14 protein-coding genes are annotated in these 17,011 nt (G+C 59.1%); 9 read left to right on the plus strand and 5 right to left on the minus strand.

The genetic code is table 11. From position 1 onward, the window contains the following. Nucleotides 1–125 precede the first annotated feature (125 nt). Genes FVQ81_11975 through FVQ81_11985 form a run of 3 tightly spaced genes read right to left on the minus strand, consistent with a single transcriptional unit; the run spans nt 126 to nt 1,586 of the window. The gene (locus tag FVQ81_11975) at nt 126–389 is read right to left on the minus strand and encodes a hypothetical protein (protein ID MBW7997263.1); all 264 of its coding nucleotides are present in this window, start codon (nt 387–389) and stop codon (nt 126–128) included. A gap of 12 nt (nt 390–401) precedes the next feature. Further along, nucleotides 402–1,184, minus strand: a complete 783-nt coding sequence (locus tag FVQ81_11980; GenBank protein MBW7997264.1) for a hypothetical protein — start codon at nt 1,182–1,184, stop codon at nt 402–404. A gap of 3 nt (nt 1,185–1,187) precedes the next feature. Beyond that, nucleotides 1,188–1,586 (minus strand): MerR family DNA-binding protein, encoded by a 399-nt coding sequence (locus FVQ81_11985; protein MBW7997265.1) that lies wholly within the window; start codon nt 1,584–1,586, stop codon nt 1,188–1,190. A gap of 806 nt (nt 1,587–2,392) precedes the next feature. On the opposite strand from FVQ81_11985, the gene FVQ81_11990 reads away from it, so the two are divergent. From FVQ81_11990 to FVQ81_12030, 9 genes are all read left to right on the plus strand, one after another. After that, on the plus strand, nt 2,393–2,815 hold the full coding sequence (locus tag FVQ81_11990) for a hypothetical protein (GenBank protein ID MBW7997266.1): 423 nt from the start codon (nt 2,393–2,395) through the stop codon (nt 2,813–2,815). 114 nt (nt 2,816–2,929) lie between these two features. Beyond that, nucleotides 2,930–3,439, plus strand: a complete 510-nt coding sequence (locus tag FVQ81_11995; GenBank protein MBW7997267.1) for an RNA polymerase sigma factor — start codon at nt 2,930–2,932, stop codon at nt 3,437–3,439. Further along, the gene (locus FVQ81_12000) at nt 3,432–4,007 is read left to right on the plus strand and encodes a hypothetical protein (GenBank protein MBW7997268.1); all 576 of its coding nucleotides are present in this window, start codon (nt 3,432–3,434) and stop codon (nt 4,005–4,007) included. The genes FVQ81_11995 and FVQ81_12000 overlap by 8 nt, the downstream gene beginning before the upstream one ends. A 159-nt stretch (nt 4,008–4,166) precedes the next feature. Continuing rightward, complete coding sequence (locus FVQ81_12005; GenBank protein ID MBW7997269.1) at nt 4,167–7,376, plus strand: efflux RND transporter permease subunit; 3,210 nt, start codon at nt 4,167–4,169, stop codon at nt 7,374–7,376. 26 nt (nt 7,377–7,402) lie between these two features. Beyond that, entirely contained in the window at nt 7,403–8,509 is a 1,107-nt protein-coding gene (locus FVQ81_12010) for an efflux RND transporter periplasmic adaptor subunit (GenBank protein ID MBW7997270.1), read from the plus strand. A gap of 39 nt (nt 8,510–8,548) precedes the next feature. After that, a complete protein-coding gene (locus tag FVQ81_12015) occupies nt 8,549–9,955 on the plus strand; it encodes a TolC family protein (protein ID MBW7997271.1) in 1,407 nt (468 codons plus the stop codon). Nucleotides 9,956–10,331: 376 nt separating this feature from the next. Then, nucleotides 10,332–12,023, plus strand: a complete 1,692-nt coding sequence (locus FVQ81_12020) for a peptidoglycan DD-metalloendopeptidase family protein (GenBank protein ID MBW7997272.1) — start codon at nt 10,332–10,334, stop codon at nt 12,021–12,023. Nucleotides 12,024–12,059: 36 nt separating this feature from the next. Beyond that, nucleotides 12,060–13,634, plus strand: coding sequence for an arylsulfatase (locus tag FVQ81_12025; protein ID MBW7997273.1), 1,575 nt, complete (start codon nt 12,060–12,062; stop codon nt 13,632–13,634). Nucleotides 13,635–13,656: 22 nt separating this feature from the next. After that, the gene (locus FVQ81_12030; protein MBW7997274.1) at nt 13,657–14,871 is read left to right on the plus strand and encodes a hypothetical protein; all 1,215 of its coding nucleotides are present in this window, start codon (nt 13,657–13,659) and stop codon (nt 14,869–14,871) included. A gap of 4 nt (nt 14,872–14,875) precedes the next feature. Here FVQ81_12030 and FVQ81_12035 read toward each other — a convergent pair whose 3' ends face one another. Then, nucleotides 14,876–15,925: a Gfo/Idh/MocA family oxidoreductase gene (locus tag FVQ81_12035; GenBank protein ID MBW7997275.1), complete on the minus strand. Its 1,050-nt coding sequence runs from the start codon at nt 15,923–15,925 to the stop codon at nt 14,876–14,878. Continuing rightward, a complete protein-coding gene (locus tag FVQ81_12040) occupies nt 15,922–16,953 on the minus strand; it encodes a zinc-binding dehydrogenase (protein MBW7997276.1) in 1,032 nt (343 codons plus the stop codon). Before FVQ81_12040 ends, FVQ81_12035 begins: the two co-directional genes overlap by 4 nt. Nucleotides 16,954–17,011: the final 58 nt, after the last annotated feature.

Genomic DNA, 17,011 nt, shown 5'->3' on the forward strand with positions numbered 1-17,011 from the left:
CGGGTATGCTCCAGGGCTTCGGGTTTACGCTCCAGAAGGGCCAGGTAGTGAAAAATGGATCGAAGGATACCCCTTCTTTGCACCAGAGACGCTTGTGTGTGGCTATAAGCTCATCTTTATGTGCTTCACCGGGACCGTGTAACAGCGGCACGGAGTGTCGTTTCCTCCGGACCCCGTCCGGCGCAGCAATCTGCGAGCTTACCATCGATTACAACGGCAGGGACCGAACGAATACCCAGTTCTTTCGCCCGCCCCGCCACTTGTGGGTCTTTCATGTCGAGTACGCTGACATCGCATGAATTACTTGCTTCGCGATTGACAAGTTCAATTGCCTCCTCACACACGGGGCATCCCGCAGTGAAAACCTCAATCATGCGTTTGGCGATCATGTCATCTCCTCCTTATGTAGTGTTTTTTGTGTCCCCGGTTTCCATTGACACGGTCCCTGCGGGAACACAAGCAGCACAGATGCCTTTCCTCCCCGTTTTCCGTGGCCACCCGTTCCAGACAGATGCAGCCACAAACAGGGCGATCCCTCCATACATGACCTGATCGGACTCGAAGACAAACTTTCCAACGAGCACGATGCCTGAAGCGAGCAGACCTGCGCCGAAGGGACCATAGCCCCAACGTTTTTCAGCCCGAAATCCAAGTGCGCCGACTGCAATTACCAGAAACAGAAGCGTTATCGGGAACAGGTAGGAAGTGTTCAGCAAAAATCCAAATCCGAGGGAACCGAGTAGTCCTGTATAAGCGGGCCAGCAGGCGGGACATGCAAGATTGGGCAGGAACGCAAACATTAGACCGGGTAGAGTTGTCAGAGAGCTTCGCCAGCCGACGATTATCTCAGGACGGTTTCCCAAAGCCGGATACCCGTTTGCAGCCCTCAAGGCAGACGTGATTAACCGGACCGGGGGCACGCCCTGAAGCCCACTGGAAGAATCCCCATAGAGGCGGCAGCAGGAAATGTCCTCAGATGGCTCAACACCAGCTATGTCTTTTCCGTCGACCAGGATCGTGGGTGAGCCAAAGCTCCTGACGTAATCTGGACTGGCCTGATCGCTGCGCTCCCACTCCGTCCAATGTGGAACCATTCCCACTTCAGTGAAGGCGCGCAATAATTGAGCCCTTGCCTCGGTCACGTTTGGGCAGTCGTTATCGTAGATCAACTCGACACTTGCCATTTTTCATTCCTCCAAAGCTTCGAGGATCGGGCACTCCGTCACCGAGCCGGCTTCGCTACAAGCTGCCATTAGTTTTCCAAGCGCCTTTTTCATTCTTTGCAGCGCAAGGATTTTTTCCTCAATATTTGTGACCTTGGCCTTAGCTCGCTCGAGGATATCTTCGCAGGTCGCATCAGGGTCCTTCCGAAGGGAGAGCAGTTCCCTGATCTCTTTGAGCGAAAAACCAAGCTTTTTGGCGCGCTTGATAAAACGAATGCGGGAAACAGTTTCCTTCGGATACTGGCGATAGCCTGACTCCTTTCGGGGTGGCTCTGCAATTAAGCCCTCTCGTTCATAGAACCGGATTGTTTCGACTCCAACGTCCGAAAGGCGAGCGACTTTTCCAATTTGCAGCGACTCCATTGTTACCTCTCTTTCTAGTTCTTAAGTTTATTATAATGTCTGTACCATACTACGGAGTCAAGAGTTCAACTATTTTTTTCTGGCGGATACACCAGCTATGATAAAAGTCAAGGGCATTATGTTAAGAGGCTTCCCTGTGACGCCCATGTGTTGACAAGGTTGCTGCCGTTTACACTCCGCTAAATGCTGCACTTTTAAACCGACGTTTACACGTGAGGTTCCCGTCTGAATTCCCCGCGAATCTTTGATCTCGCAGGCCCTCACACATATTCCGGCCGCCGGGAAAATTTCTCGTAACTTTTTCTGTTCTCCACCGACTAATGGACGAACACGATAGCGGCAGCATCGATGCCGCCGCCTGAGATCGTACTCACCTCACACCCCGCCTAGCAGCGTTGCTGAAATGGCAGCGAGGATGACTCGGATCAGGAATTGGCCCCCGCTCCCCACGCTGCGACCAGGGGTGGGCATGAAATTTCTGCAATCATTTGGCGTTGTCCTGCGTAATTATAAACAAGGAGCGGCCGGACGTGAAAGGGGGCAATATGGGTTAGCACAGGCGGCGGTTAGGAGCTGTCGATTATCGCGCGGGACGTGGCGTGCTGCCCTCACCACCAGAGCATAGGCGGTCCGGGCCGGGAGTGCCGGCCTCCCATAATGCACCGTCGTCTTTTTTTTCGTGGGCGCGGTTCACGCTCCAGTCCTTGCGACAGTGGCCGATCAGCGTGACCGTGATTACCCGTTCTCCGGGAATGTGAGCGAATCCTGGAATAGAAAGAAACCTAGATCAGGAAGGGAGAAGCACAATGAGCAATTTCAAACGAACATGGATAGTGGCTGCCGCCGCTTGTCTTGCTGTTGCCGGAATGCTTTTGGCTCAAGGCAGCGAGGCTAAAGATTCACCGCAAAGTGAGGGAACAGCGGAGCTGGCTGCCGCGAAAAGTATCGAAGTCACTGTTAAGGGTCAGAATATCTGCCTGGGCTGCACGCTGAAAAAGGAGAAGGACGCCGGGGCTCAGTGCAGCATTTATGGACACAAGCATGTGTTGAGAGTGGCCAATGCCGCCGCCGCCGGAAAAGATCTGACCGCCATGAACGGCTGGGTCCTGCACTACCTGGAGACGCAGGCGAGCGAGGACCTGATAAAGAAGCATCACGGCGAGAGTTTGACAATCGTCGGTAAAGTGTACCCCGATGAGCGAGTTCTGGAGGTCGTTTCCGTCAACTAGACAGCTGGGATCTGCGTTGCGGCAAGGGAGTTCCTGGTCCAATTTCCTTGCCGCAGCTTAATGAGAATTTACGAATGTACCAGGATAGTAGAATATTCGGTTGGGACACTGTGAATGACATCTAAAAGCACAGGTATGACCGAGAGAGAACTGATAGATCACGGCTTCCGTTATGCTCTGTCACTGACCCACCACGAGCAGGATGCGGAAGACCTCGTGCAGACTGCGTTTTTCAGACTTTACCGCAGCAGGGGGCGTGTTGAGCATAAGGCGCTGTTGATAACTACCATCCGGAATCTGTTTTTTGATCAATGCCGAAGAAAAAGAAACAAGTTGGTCATTACCCTGGATAACCCGGAAGAACTTATTCAGCTACCCTCTCCCACACAATCGCTGCCCGGTACGAACCTGGATATGGATGAGTTGCTGGCCCGGCTCCGTCCGGAAGAACGTGAAGCGCTCTACCTCAGCGCGGTGGATGGCTGTAGCGCAAGCGAGATCGCAAACCTGACGGATCAACCCCGCAATACAGTGCTGAGCTTGATTCACCGCGCGAAAAAGAAGCTGCAAGCCGTAATAGCGCGGGAAGAGAACCGAATGAAACGCCGAGATTACCATGATTGACATCGAAGAACAACTGAGGCTCCACTACGAGGGCAAGAAGTTTTCCGACGAGCGTGCGGAGTCGATCCTCTCGGAGGCGCGCGAACTGCGACCCTTGCGCTTCCGCTTGCCGTTGCGGCTGATGGCGGCCGCCGCTGCCGTGGTTGTAATCCTGGCGGGCGGCGTTTTGACAGTCGTCCTCTCGCCATCTGCCGGCGTCGCATCGAAACTGGCCGACGAAATCGCCGTTCACCACCTCAAGGGGGACGAACCAACGGTACTGAGCAGTAGTTACGAAGTCGTACAGGCCGCCCTGCCCCGGTTGCCCTTTTCAATCCTGCCATCCAGTCCCCGCCTGCTGGCCGGCTTTGACCTTCTGGGCGCCAGGTACTGCTCGCTCCAGGGTCACCTCGTGGCTCAGATCAACCTCAAGGATCGACAACACGGCGATACTCACACGTTTTATGTGATGGAACTGACGCGAGTCTTTCGGAATGTGAAGCATGAGACGTTTTACCGCGATGGCGTTATCGTCGAACTGTGGACCGATGACGGGCGCCTGTTCGGCCTGGCCTCGAACGTACGCTAGAGAAGCAAGAACCGGCAGGCGAATGCGGACAGAAAACATGAAAGATAATGCTGAGCCGTAGCCAGTGCGAAGCCGGAGTTTTCTGATAGTTACGTGGCAGCATTATTGGTGGGCAGGTCAGTTCGATAATATTTCTTAGGAACTTTCTCAAGAGGCAATATGATAAAGTGGGCCCTGAAAAATCCCCACCTGGTGGTGGTGAGCTGCCTGATGATTTTCGTAATCGGAGTGGTGTCGGTCAGGTTTATCCCCGCTGATCTTCTGCCTATCTACGATACTCCGGCCGTCCAGATAGTCACCTTTTATCCCGGCATGCCACCCGAGGTCATGGAGCGCGACATCATGTCGCGCATCGAGCGTTGGACCGGCCAGTCCGTGGGAATCGAGCACCAGGAAGGCAAGGCGATGCTCGGGGTTTCAGTGGTAAAAGATTTCTTCCGGGAGGGGATCAGCCTTGAAACCGCGATGAGCCAGGTGACCTCCTATGCCATGTCCGACCTCTTTTACCTGCCTCCCGGAACGATTCCTCCGATGGTTATGCCCTTCGATCCGACCGCAGCTCTCCCGCTCTGCCTGGTCAGTGTATCCAGTCCCACCATGAGCGAAAGCGAACTTTACGATGTGGCCTATTTCGAGCTGCGCAACCGCCTGCAGTCGATCCAGGGCGTGATCGCACCCGCGGTTTACGGGGGAACGCTCAGGCGTATACTTGCTTACGTGGATCGTGAGAAGCTCGAGGTCAGGGGCCTGTCACCGATGGATGTGGTCCAGGCGCTCAAGGAGCAGAACGTTTTCATCCCCGCGGGAAACATCAAGGCCGGGGGAACGGATTTCCAAATATTCTCCAACTCAATGCCGGAAAGTGTCGAGGATCTCAACGCGATCCCGATCAGGGTCACAGATGGCTCTCTAGTGCTGGTCGGTGACGTGGGCCGGGTGGAGGACAGCCACCAGATCCAAACGAACATCGTCAGGGTCAATGGACGCCGCCAGGTATATATCCCGATTTACCGTCAGCCCGGGGCCAACACGATCCAGATAGTTAACTCGATACGATCCCAGCTTACGCGCATTCTGCAGAGGCTGCGTGAAATGGATACCAGGGCCGCGGATCTTTCCCTGGAAGTCGTACTCGACCAGTCGATCTATGTGCGGGACTCGATCAACGGGCTGCAACTGGCCGCGCTGTTGGGTGCGGTTCTGGCCGGGCTGATTGTCTTTCTTTTTCTGCGCAGCTTCCGGCTTACCGGGGGGATTCTGCTGGTAATACCCCTCTCCGTGCTCGGCGCATTCATCGGGCTTTATTACACGAAAAGCACGATCAACACCATGACCCTGGGCGGGCTGGCCCTGGCCATCGGGATATTAATCGACCAGTCGATAGTAGTGCTTGAAAACACTGTCCGGCATCGATCTCTCGGCAAATCACCCTATCAGGCCGCCCTGGATGGGGCACGGGAGGTCTGGAGTCCGCTGCTGGTGGCGACCCTCACCTTCATGGCGGTTTTCTACCCGATAGTATTTCTTTCCGGCACGGCGAAATATCTGTTCACCCCTTTAGCCCTGGCGGCCAGTTTCGCCATCATCACCTCTTACCTTCTTTCCATCACGCTGATTCCGGTCTACTGCGCCAGATTCATTCCGGAAGTAAAGCCTTCCGAGGCGGCCGGAGTTAAGCCGGCCTCGGCCCTGGAGCGGAATTACAACCGGCTCTTCAAGCGGGTTCTCAAAAGACGGGGAGCCACCATCTCGGTTGCGGCGGCCGCTTTCCTGCTGGCCTTGTTTCTGCTTTACAATACCGGTACCGAGCTGTTTCCACGGATCGATGCCGGGCAGTTCACCATCTTCGCCCGCATGCCGACCGGAACCCGGATCGAGGTGACCGAGGAAACAATAAAACAGGTCGAGCAGCACATAATTGGATTGATCGGTGAACCGGACCCCGAGTACCCCAAGCTGGAACAGCACGAGGATTCGGAGTTGCAGATCCTGATCTCCAACATCGGCGTACTGATGGATTGGCCGGCGGCCTACACTCCAAACACCGGAGCCATGGACGCGTTCCTGCTCGTGCAGTTGAAAAGAAAATTTTCCTCGCGCGGAACTTTCGAAATCGTTGAGATTCTGCGCCGGGAACTCAGGGAAAAATTCCCGGATGTGGAGTTCGCCTTCGATACCGGCGGCATGCTGACCGCGGCGCTGAATTTCGGGGAGCCGTCGCCGGTACACATTCAAGTCAGCGGCAGCAACTATGGGACAGCCCACGAAATAGCGCAGATTATCGCCGGCGAAATCAAGGAATCTCCAGGGGCCGCCGATGTGCGTATTGCCCAGCGACTGGATTATCCCATTGTGGAAGTGACCGTGGACCGCGTTAAAGCCGCCTATCTTGGCCTGACCATGGAAGACGTAATCAAAAACATGGTCACCGCCACAAACTCGAGTATCAATTTCGACCCGGCTTTCTGGATCGATCACCGTAACGGCAACCACTACTTTATCGGCGCCCAGTACAGGGAAGAAAGCCTCAACTCATTCGAAACTATCCGGGAAATCCCGCTGATAAACCGTAACAGCGGGGAGGTGGTTCCGCTGAGAAACGTGGCTACTTTCAAGCGAAAGACTGGACCGGCGGTAATCAACCACCGGGATATCACCCGCGTGATCGACATTTACGCCAATGTTAAGCCGGGCTGGGTTTTGGGCGACTTGGTCGCGGATATCGAGAAGCGGCTCGCCTCGAGCCGGGAGATCGCCCCGCTGGCCCGGGAGTCCAGCCGGGGCAAATATTACGAGGTCAGCGGGGAAACTTACCAGGGCAAAGGCTACAGCTTTACTACCAGCGGAGAAATTCAGGTTATGCAAAGCTCATTCTCCCAATTCGGTCTGGGATTGTTCCTGGCTATCGTCCTGGTTTATCTGATCATGGTCGGGCAGTTCCGTTCTTTCCTCGATCCGCTGATCGTGCTGACCGCCGTACCGCTCGGTTTGATCGGAGTTGCAGCAACTCTGTTTTTCACCGGCTCCACCCTGAATATCCAATCTTTCATGGGGATAATCATGATGGTGGGGATTGTCGTGGAATACAGCATCCTGCTGGTCGATTTTGCCAACCGGAGGGTCGAGCAGGGAGTGCCGGTTGAAATGGCGGTGCGGGAAGCCGGTGCAGTGAGGCTGCGGCCGATTATGATGACCTCCCTGACCACCGTACTCGCTCTCACCCCGATGGGTCTTGGGCTGGGAGGGGGGGAAAGCAACATTCCCCTGGCACGCGCGATTATCGGGGCGGTGTTGGCGGCGGCAATACTATCGCTGTTTGTCGTGCCGGTTATCTATCTAAGCTTGAAGCGTTCCAGGGTTCAAATTTAACCTGAACTTACAGCCGGGGTAGTCCGATGAAAAATATTCTGTTGCTGACCGTATTGCTCTCTCTTACGGGAGCCCGGCATCCTGAGCTTCTTTTCGCTCAGCAGGCTCTGCCGAGGGTACAAGTAATTGCACCCTCGACCAGGGAGGCGTTCAGGGAGATCGAGCTCCCCGGAACTCTCGAACCCCTGGCCGATGTGACCCTCTACGCCAAAACCTCCGGCTATCTCCAAGTGTTGAAAGTCGATATCGGCGACCGGGTCAAAAAGAGCGATCTGATTTGCAGGATAGCCGCTCCAGAGCTGGTTGCCGAATTGAATAAAACGCAAGCGCGGGTCCGGATCGAAAGCCACCAGCTCGAATTGGCCAGGTTGACGGGTGAGAGGCTGGCCGGACTGCTGAAGGATGAGCCGGGGGCGGTCACCAGCCAGCAGGTGGACGAGGCGCAGGCCGGGATCGGAATAGCCGAAGCCCGGCTGGCCGAGGCCAGGGCCGAGCTCGAGAGCCTTCGGGCACTTGTCGGCTACCTGGAAATTCGCTCTCCGTTTAACGGGATTTTCACCGAACGCAAGGTGGATCCCGGCGATTTTATCAAGTCCGCCGCCTCCGGAGATGCCATGCCGGTCGGGCGAATAATGAACGACGATTCGATCAGAATTTTTATCTACCCCCCGGAAGAGTTTGTGCCGCTTTTAACAGTGGGTGCTCCGGCTTCGGTCAATCTCGACGTCTTACCAGGCCACTTTTTCCAAGGATCGGTTTCCAGGTTCGCCGGAGCGCTGAATCCCGCTTCGCGGACGATGAAAACGGAGATCATGCTGCCGAATGCGGATCATAAGTTAAGACCGGGTATGTACGCCCACGTTAAGCTCAGACTGAAAACCGGGGTAACGCCCCTTGTCATACCCTCGTCCGCGGTTGGCCAGGCCGGACAAATAGCGACCGTATACGTGGTCGAGGACCGGATATTACGTTTGCGGGAAGTGAAAACCGGCTATGATGATGGGAAGATCGTCGAGGTTATTTCCGGTCTGGGTCCGGCTGACCAGGTCGTGGTTTCCGGGAGGGAGAACCTGAAAGAGGGCCAGCAGGTCAGGGTGGTTCCGAGCTCTCTCGAATCTCTGTCAGCCTATTAAAGCTTTACCGCCAGGCTTACTTTACGCACCGGAAAAATAATGTCGAAAATGAAAAATATGATTGCCGCCGGCCTGATCGCCGGCCTGTCGTCTTTTGCATCGCTGCTTGGGGATGCGCCTGCCTCCCCGGCCGGCGGAGAAACACCCGGCGCGGCGCAGATCGCCTTCCCCCTGCCCGATACGGTCTTTAATTTCCTGGCCGGGAGCGCCCGGGAGATAGACCAGGCGGAGGTGGTTGGGCTGGTGCTCGAAAGAGGCCTGGTCCTCAAAAGCGCCAGGCTGAGAATCAGCGAGGCCGAGGGTGTAAAATTTCAGGCAGCCGCTTCATTTATCCCGACCCTTTCGCCGGGACTTTATCTGCAACATACCGATGGCCGCGTTCAAGGTTCGTTCGGTGTACTGCGCGATGTCGAATTCAATACGGTCAGCCCCGGCATTTTCGTGCTCTACGGACTGAATCCGGCAGAAGCCGCCTACCGGATGATCGCCGCCGGGCACAGCCTGGAGTCGGTTCGCTCCGGCAGCCGTGAATCGGCAAACGGTTCGATCAGCGAAGCCGCCAGCCAGTTCGTAGACCTGCAATATGCGGCCGTAGCGGTGGCGGTGGCCCGGGAGTTGGAATCGAACGCCGGGGAGCTGGTCCGGATCAGCCGGGCGCGCCTGCTGCGGGGGCTGGGAAATGAAGAGGACGTTCACCGCTCGGAGGCGAATCTCGCGCGGGCCGGCCGGGAGGTGTTGAACCGCCAAATCGCGTTCGAGAATACGATGCTGCTGCTGGCCGAAACCCTGAATCTGGACCCCGGAATTACTCTTGTCCCACGGCCTGCTTCCCTGGAGCCGCTGGAACTGCTCGGAAAGAAAAGGTCGCAAGGGGAATTGATCGAGGCGGCAAGAACCACCCGGCCAGGATTGCGAAGCGCACAGCTGGTTGAGGCGGCGGCTAAAGCGGAACTCACCGGTGAAAGATGGCGGTTTCTCGCTCCCCGTTTCGATCTGGTATACCGGTTGGGGACAATCGGCGGACAATTCGACGATCAGCGCAGGGAGGAAAGACTCACCTTGCTTGCCTCCCTGGACCTCAGCCCGATCCTCTGGGGCAGGGCCAGGGAGCTGAAGGCCCATCACGAGTTGAGCGCGGTTAATACACAGATGGTTCTCTCCCGCCTGCAGCGAAACGTTCAGCAGGCTTACCGAGGATACCTCAATGCCGGAAACCAAATGTCCCTCGGTGAGAGCGAGATCGAGTCCGCGGAGGCGGCCCTGCGGATCAGCAACTCGCGGTTCACCGCCGGCCTCGGCCTGTCTATCGAAGTGATGGCGGCTCAGAAGGAACTGGCCGAGGCGCGATTGGGGTATTTCTCCGCGGTTGCACTATTCAATAAAGCGCAAATCAGGCTGCTCTACGAGACCGGTGAAATCGAGCCCTCGGTTTTTTCCTCACCCTGAAACAGCCAAATTAAAAGATAAAAAGCGTCAATAAAATTATCAACTGAACCGCTACCGGCCAAAGCCGGTAGGTTCCGGGCGGCGGAATCCACCGCTTTCAAGCGGTGGTTCCTTACATCCCATTTCCTTAAATCCGCTGACTTCAGTCGGGGGATTACTTTATTTGGCCCCTTCGGGTTTTGATCCGGTCCCGCAAGATCATTGTCAGGGAGGTGTTGTCACGGGCGAAAAGAATACCGGGAATTACGTATCCTGATAAAGCCGGGATGAAGAAGGAACCGACGAGGGAAAATGTCGCGTTTTGATTCCGGGACAGCGGATTCAGAGCGCGATTCGCTTGCGTTTCTGTAATGCAGATTGTAGCATTCTAACCGGCATGTCATTTGTCGGCCATCTTTGCACAAGAACGCCGCCGGCTGATCTCCTCGCCGTGGAGAAACATCGCATCTTTCTCGCACTGAAAATCATTGCTTCCGGTCCTCAGCAGGAGTCGCCGCCGATGCATACGCCTCGCTGTTGCTTGATCAACATTAGCAGACTTCGAGCGGTTTTACTGCCGCTCTCACTGCTTAGCCTGGCCGGGTGCCCTGGCCGGGATACGGCAGTTCCGGAGGTGGAGCCTGCGGCTCTCAGGGCCGCGGTCGACCTGAATGCCGGCGACAGCGTAACTGTGGAGTTGGCCGACGGAATTTCCGCCACGGTCAAGCTGCTGGCAACTGATTACCAGGCGGACCGCTTCCGTAACGCCGTGCGGAAGTCATCGGCCACCGTGCTGATCAACGGGGAGCAGGCAGTCCTGGAAAGCGGCAATTACAGCCTGCCCCGGCTAGTCGGCGGCGTGCGGGTGGACTGCCCGGCCACGGCGGCGCTCTACCGCAACACGAACGAGGACCGCTGGGGGCTGGACGCCGACGCCCGGATCAGACTCTGGCCGGCGGAGGGAAAACTGCTTCCGGAGGGCTCGTTCGGCTATCCGGTCGACCAGAGATTTCTGGCCAACGATACCCAGATGAGTAACGAACCCTGCTATGTCAACGGCTGCGAGGTCCCGAGTGCCGAAGACCTTTACTACCATTCGGGGCTCGATTTCGGCGGCACGGAGGGGATGGTCCGGGTGCTGGCCGCCACCGACGGCCTTGTTGTGTCGGTTGGTGACTCGGTGCTGGACGGCCATAAAATCGATACGCCGGTGATGCCCCGCTACGATGCCGTCTACGTGCTGGACAGGCGGGGCTGGTACTACCGCTACAGCCACCTCCACAGCATCGACCGGGAAATTGTGCCGGGAGAACGGGTCGGCCTGGGCCAGCAGATCGGCATTCTCGGCAAGGAAGGCGGCAGCGGGGGCTGGACGCACCTCCATTTCGAGATCAGGGCCCGTCAGCCCTCGGGGCGCTGGGGTACGGAGGAGAGCTACGCCTACACCCACGAAGCCTACCTCGACAAGTACGCCCCCGAGCTGATCGCCGTGGCCCGCCCGCATCTCGTGGCCTCCGCCGGTGAGACTCTCTGGCTGGAAGGAACCAGGAGCTGGTCGTCATCCGGCAGTGACCTGGAGTTCGAGTGGCTGTTCGCCGACGGCTCCTCGGCCAGCGGTGTAATCGCCGAGCGGACCTATTCCGAACCGGGCACCTTCTACGAGGCGCTGAAAGTAACCGGCCCGGCGGGCAACGTCGACTACGATTTCTGCGTTGTTCAAATACTGGACAGTTCCAGGCCCGAGCTGGCTGTGCCCATGCTGCATGTGAACTATTACCCGTCTCTCGATCTCGAACCGGGCCGGGAAATCACGTTCAAGGCCAGAACGTTCAACGCAGTCCGCGGACAGGAAACATGGGATTTCGGTGACGGCAGCCCGGTGGGGACCACCAGTTCGATACCCTGCTGGGGCGACGCCTCGCTGGTCCCGGATGGCGAAGAAAATATCCTGCTCCACCCCCAGGGCTATGCTTCGATTACGCACTCTTATGCCCGTCCCGGCCATTATCTGGCAACTGTCCGGAGAACCTCGGAAGACGGTGTCCCGGCGGTCGCGAGGATTCACGTGGCTGTCGGACAGGGCAATTGAACCGATGCTGACCAGCCATTCAACAGGCGGTGGAAGATGGCTCAGCGAACGACCTCGAGGCGGGAGTTTATTCGCAGGGCGGCGGCCGGAGCCGCCGCGGCAACTCTGGCGGGAGCATTGCCGGCTTTCTCAGGCGGCGCCGGCGACGGGGCCCGGCCAAACATTATCGTGATCATGGCTGATGATCTCGGCTACGGTGACCTGGGCTGTTTCGGCGCGACACTGATCCCCACACCCAATATCGACCGCCTGGCCGCCGGCGGGGTGACTTTTACCGATGCCCACTCGCCGGCCTCGCTGTGCACTCCCACCCGCTACGCCGTGCTCACCGGACGCTACTGCTGGCGCAGCCCGCTTAAAAAGGGCGTGACCCAGGGCTACGACCCCCTGCTGATCGATCCCTCGCGGCTGACAATCGCCGGAGCGCTCAGGCAGGCCGGTTACCGAACAGCCTGTATCGGCAAGTGGCACCTCGGCCTGGGCGAGCGCAAGCCTGTCGACTATTCCGGCCCGCTCACTCCCGGCCCGCGCGAGCTCGGCTTCGACTACTTTTTCGGCATCCCCGCTTCGCTTGACATGCCCCCCTACTGTTTCGTCGAAAACGACCGGGTGGTGGGGGAACTGAGTGTGCCCAAACGTCCCCGCAACACGCTCCAGCGCGAGGGGCCGATGACTCCCGGCTGGCGCGACGAGGAAGTGGGGCCGACATTCGTGCGCAAGGCCGAGCGCTTTATCGACGATAACGCGCGCAACAGGCCCGGACGACCGTTTTTTATCTACCTGCCCTACCAGGCGCCCCACACTCCCTGCACGCCGCCGGGCTTTATCGAGGGCCGCAGCGGGGCCGGCGTGCGCGGTGACATGGTGGTCGAGCTTGACTGGGCGGTCGGCAGGATAACCGAAGCCCTGCGGCGTAACGGTCTGGAGCGCGACACACTGGTAATTGTCACCTCCGACAACGGCGCGCTGACCTCGGGGATTTCCTCCTGGGCCGGTGATCCGCCGGAGAAATACGACCTGGTTCACAACGGCCACAAACCCAACGGCGAGCTTCGCGGCCAGAAAGCCGACATCTGGGACGGCGGCCACCGCGAACCGCTGATCGCCAGTTGGCCGGCCGGGATCGAGGGCGGACGGAAAAGCGGCAGGCTGTTCTGCCTCACCGACCTGATGGCTACCTGCGCGGCCGCGGCCGGGGTTGACCTCCCCGATAACGCCGGCGAGGACAGTTTCAACCAGCTGCCGGCAATCACCGGGGCAGGGCAGTCCGGGGCGCGGCGTGAATCGGTAGTGCATCACTCCGGGGCCGGGATGTTCTCGCTGCGCCGGGATAACTGGAAACTGGTCCTGGGGCGCGGTTCCGGCGGGTTCAGCGCTCCGCAGCTGGTTACCCCCGGCCAGGGCGAGCCGCGGGGCCAGTTGTACGACATGGCCGCTGACCGGGCCGAGCAGGCCAACCTCTGGAACGAGCGGCCGGAAGTCGTTCAGAATCTGCTGGCGCTGTTGGAGGACATCGTCCGCCGCGGGCGCAGTACGCCCGGTCCGGACCAGCCCAACGAGGGCGAAGTGGATATCTGGGCCGGTGCGCGTCAAGTGGTTGAAGTACCTTGATATATTGAAAAGGGGGAACCGGATGAATCCAGCCAGGTCAGCATTAACCGCACTTTTCTGTTTTGTGCTGATAGCCGGAGCGCAAGCTGAGCAGCCGGGGGAGGAAGAGAACCTCGACCGGCGGGTCGCCGCCCATTTCTTCGCACTCTCGGACCTGGCGGCCGAGGCCCTGAGCGGTGAGCCCACCACCAACGACAACTACCGCGACCCCGGCAGAGTGAGGGCTTACCCCCAGTATTTTGTCGATTCCTATGCGGTCCGCGCCCTGGCGGTTGCCGCCGACCTGACCGGAAGCGAAAGCTGCCGCCGTGCCTGCCGTAGTTGGGCGGACAGGATGCTGGCCGATCAGGCCGGCATGGCTCCGGCGGGCGCCTACTACATGAACTACCATCGCAAACCTGGAGAGACTGCCGGCCAGTGGTTTGTCGCCGACTGCGGATCGATCGCGATGGGCGTGCTGGCGGTGGCTGTCAGGTGCACAGAGCCGGAGTTCAGGGACAGGTATCTGGAAAGCGTGGAGTCTTTCATCGGCCTGGTGATGGATAATTACGTCCGCCCCTCGGGCGGTATCACCGATGGGATCTGGAACAAATCCGACGATGAATGGTGGTGCAGCACCTGCCTGGTCACCGCCCTGGCGTTCCAGCTCCACGGGATTACCGGCGAGCGGAAATACCTGGATACCGCCCTGGCCGGTATCGACTGGCTGCTCGGCTTCGAGTACGACGATACGATCCTTTACGATTTCGAGGACGGAGCGCCCACGACCGTGTTTTACGTGCTCGAGGCTTATGCCGCCGCCTTGCCGTACCTGGCCAGGGGAAGCGTCCGCCGGCAGAAAGTGATTGACCGCCTGTCGGCCAGCGTGGAGTGGATGGCCGATACGCAGAATGCCGAGGGCACCTGGGATTACAACCCCGACAACTGGGGAGTAAAGCTGGGCGGCCTGCCCTGCCATATGCTGATTTACGGAAGCATAGCGCAGGAAGACCGTAACGCCGAATCGGCCAGGCTTGCGCTGTCCGGCCGGCTGGTCCCCCTGAAAAAGCTGGTCGGTGAGTCTGCGGCTAAAGCCCTCGACTATTTCTCCGGCAGAAAAAAAGACAGCAGAAAATTCACCCAGCAGGATGCGTTCACGATGATGTCCTACGCCGAACTGCTCTGTCCCGGTGAACTCTACAGCAAAACCGGCCGCGAGTTTCCGTTCACCCGTAACTATCCCAAACAACAGCGGTGACGATTCAGAGCTTGACCACACATCGCTCCGTGGCCGCCCGCTCGATTGCCAGCAGGACCTCCAGGGTCTCCAGCGCCAGCCGCGCCGAGTTGAGCGGCTCACGATTCCCGCCCACGGCGCTTGCCAGCTCCATTATCCCTCCCGACCAGTCCACGCCCGAGGCCTCGAACGGCCCCGGCTCGCCCACCACGACATCCCACTTGGCCGAGTCCTTTTCACTGATTTTCAGCTCGCCCCGCGCGGCCATCACCGAACCCAGCGCCAGCGATCCCGCCGTACCCTGGATTTCCAGCCCGTGGTGGTCAGTGTTGCTGTTGGCGTAGCTGAACGCGATCCTGCCGGTTACCCCGCTGGCAAACCTCAGCAGGGCCACTCCGTTATCGAATGTTGTTACCGTGAACTTTCGGCCGTTCAAATCCGCTCTCTCTGGAATCGCGATATCGAACATCCCGGTCACCTCGGCCACGGGGCCGAACCAGTCGAGCAGCAGGCTGACCGGGTACGGGCCGACATCGAGCAGCGGTCCTCCGCCCGCTGTGTAGAACTGCTCCGGGCTTGGGTGCCAGGCTTCCACCCGGCCATGGTATAGCTCAGCGGTCACCGATACCGGCTCGCCGATCCGGCGTTCGGCCAGCAGGCGTTTCACCTCGCGCTGGTTATGCCCCAGCAGGATAAACGGCGCACTGGAGAGGACGATATCCTTTTTCGCGGCGGCGGCGATCAGCTTCCTGCCCTGTTCAACGCTCAATGCCAGCGGTTTTTCGGTGTGAACATGCTTACCGGCTTCCAGGGAGCGCAGGGTCAAATCGTAGTGGACTTTCGGCGAGGTAAGGTTCACCACGGCATCGACTTCACTGTCGCCCAGCAGCTCGTCCAGGCTGGTGTAAGCCCTGCCGCCGTAGTTGCCCGTGAACCGTCGGCACCTGTCAGCCGTGCGGTTCCAGGCCCCGGCGAACTCGATATTTTTTTTGTCATCCAGCCGGGTAAAGTGGTCCATGTAGAACCCGGCGATATCTCCGGTGCCGACCACCGCGAAACGGAACGCCGCGCTCATGCGTCCTCCCCGGTCCAGTCGACAAACACACCCATGTACGCGGCGCGCTCGGCATGGATTTCCGCGTAACGTTCGGGGGCCTGTCCGGGGGTGATCCTGTGGGTGGTCAGCTCATCGAGACTGATCCTGCCCGCGGCGACCAGGCCGAAAAAGAACTCGGTCATCTCCTGTCTGCCCCAGCGGTAATAGTCATTGCCGGTGCGCGGAGGGACCGCCCCGTGGGCGCCGACAATCGAAATGCTGTTGCTCACGATATCGTGGGTCAGGGTCTGCTCGCCCGGTTTGGGGACGTCGCCGATCAGTCCCAGCCGCCCGCGGCGGGCCAGCATGTGCTGGGCCGCATGGAACACCGCCGGATGGCCCGTGATGTCGAACACGATCTCCGCACCGCGCCCGCCGGTCAGCTCGCGCACCCTGTCCACGGCCGCATCGGCAGTGGCGGCCAGGATTTCATCGGGACCGTTGCCCTCTGCCAGCGCGCAGCGTTCGTCTGATGGATCGACCGCCACCAGGCTGCTCAGACCGCACAGGCCCAGCAGCCGGACGGCCAGCTGCCCCAACGGGCCCAGACCGATCACCACCGCGGACTCGCCCAGCACCGGCCTGGTCTCGCGGATGCCGTTCTGGACGATGATATTGAGCTGGAACCAGGCCGCGCTCTCCGGGCTGACGTTTTCCGGTACGCGGTAGATATTCTCGGCATTGTCGGTAAAGCTGCCCCTGTGCGGCGCGTTGGAGCAGACCAGGTCCCCGGCCCGTAATCCTTCCACTCCTCCGCCAACGTCCACGATCCGGCCGACGCTGCTGTAGCCCGGCTCGAACGGGTACTGGATCCATTCATCCCAGACGCTCCCCGGCTCGACCTCGCGCGCGTAGCAGGTCATCTCCGTGCCGATCGATACCAGCGAGCAGACAGTCCGGCAGCGCATTTGGCCGGGTCCGGGCGGGGGAGTTTCGGCCGGGCGGAGTTCCATCCGCCCGGGCCCGGTATAGATGAACGCCCTGCATTGCATCGCGGCTGGAGTCATGGCGGCCTCACTGTCTGCGTACTGAATTGCTGATTGGATTCTGGTTTGATCATCACGG

The sequence above is a fragment of the Candidatus Glassbacteria bacterium genome, assembly GCA_019456185.1.
Classification (GTDB): Bacteria; Gemmatimonadota; Glassbacteria; order GWA2-58-10; family GWA2-58-10; genus JAJRTS01.

Bases quoted from the DNA above. Each gene is read 5' to 3' on its own strand.
- FVQ81_11975 (MBW7997263.1), bottom strand. From the start codon at position 389: ATGATCGCCAAACGCATGATTGAGGTTTTCACTGCGGGATGCCCCGTG.
- FVQ81_12030 (MBW7997274.1), top strand. From the start codon at position 13,657: ATGAATCCAGCCAGGTCAGCATTAACCGCACTTTTCTGTTTTGTGCTG.
- FVQ81_12020 (MBW7997272.1), top strand. From the start codon at position 10,332: ATGTCATTTGTCGGCCATCTTTGCACAAGAACGCCGCCGGCTGATCTC.
- FVQ81_11990 (MBW7997266.1), top strand. From the start codon at position 2,393: ATGAGCAATTTCAAACGAACATGGATAGTGGCTGCCGCCGCTTGTCTT.
- FVQ81_12025 (MBW7997273.1), top strand. From the start codon at position 12,060: ATGGCTCAGCGAACGACCTCGAGGCGGGAGTTTATTCGCAGGGCGGCG.
- FVQ81_12035 (MBW7997275.1), bottom strand. From the start codon at position 15,925: ATGAGCGCGGCGTTCCGTTTCGCGGTGGTCGGCACCGGAGATATCGCC.
- FVQ81_12005 (MBW7997269.1), top strand. From the start codon at position 4,167: ATGATAAAGTGGGCCCTGAAAAATCCCCACCTGGTGGTGGTGAGCTGC.
- FVQ81_11980 (MBW7997264.1), bottom strand. From the start codon at position 1,184: ATGGCAAGTGTCGAGTTGATCTACGATAACGACTGCCCAAACGTGACC.
- FVQ81_12015 (MBW7997271.1), top strand. From the start codon at position 8,549: ATGTCGAAAATGAAAAATATGATTGCCGCCGGCCTGATCGCCGGCCTG.
- FVQ81_11985 (MBW7997265.1), bottom strand. From the start codon at position 1,586: ATGGAGTCGCTGCAAATTGGAAAAGTCGCTCGCCTTTCGGACGTTGGA.
- FVQ81_12010 (MBW7997270.1), top strand. From the start codon at position 7,403: ATGAAAAATATTCTGTTGCTGACCGTATTGCTCTCTCTTACGGGAGCC.
- FVQ81_12000 (MBW7997268.1), top strand. From the start codon at position 3,432: ATGATTGACATCGAAGAACAACTGAGGCTCCACTACGAGGGCAAGAAG.
- FVQ81_12040 (MBW7997276.1), bottom strand. From the start codon at position 16,953: ATGACTCCAGCCGCGATGCAATGCAGGGCGTTCATCTATACCGGGCCC.
- FVQ81_11995 (MBW7997267.1), top strand. From the start codon at position 2,930: ATGACATCTAAAAGCACAGGTATGACCGAGAGAGAACTGATAGATCAC.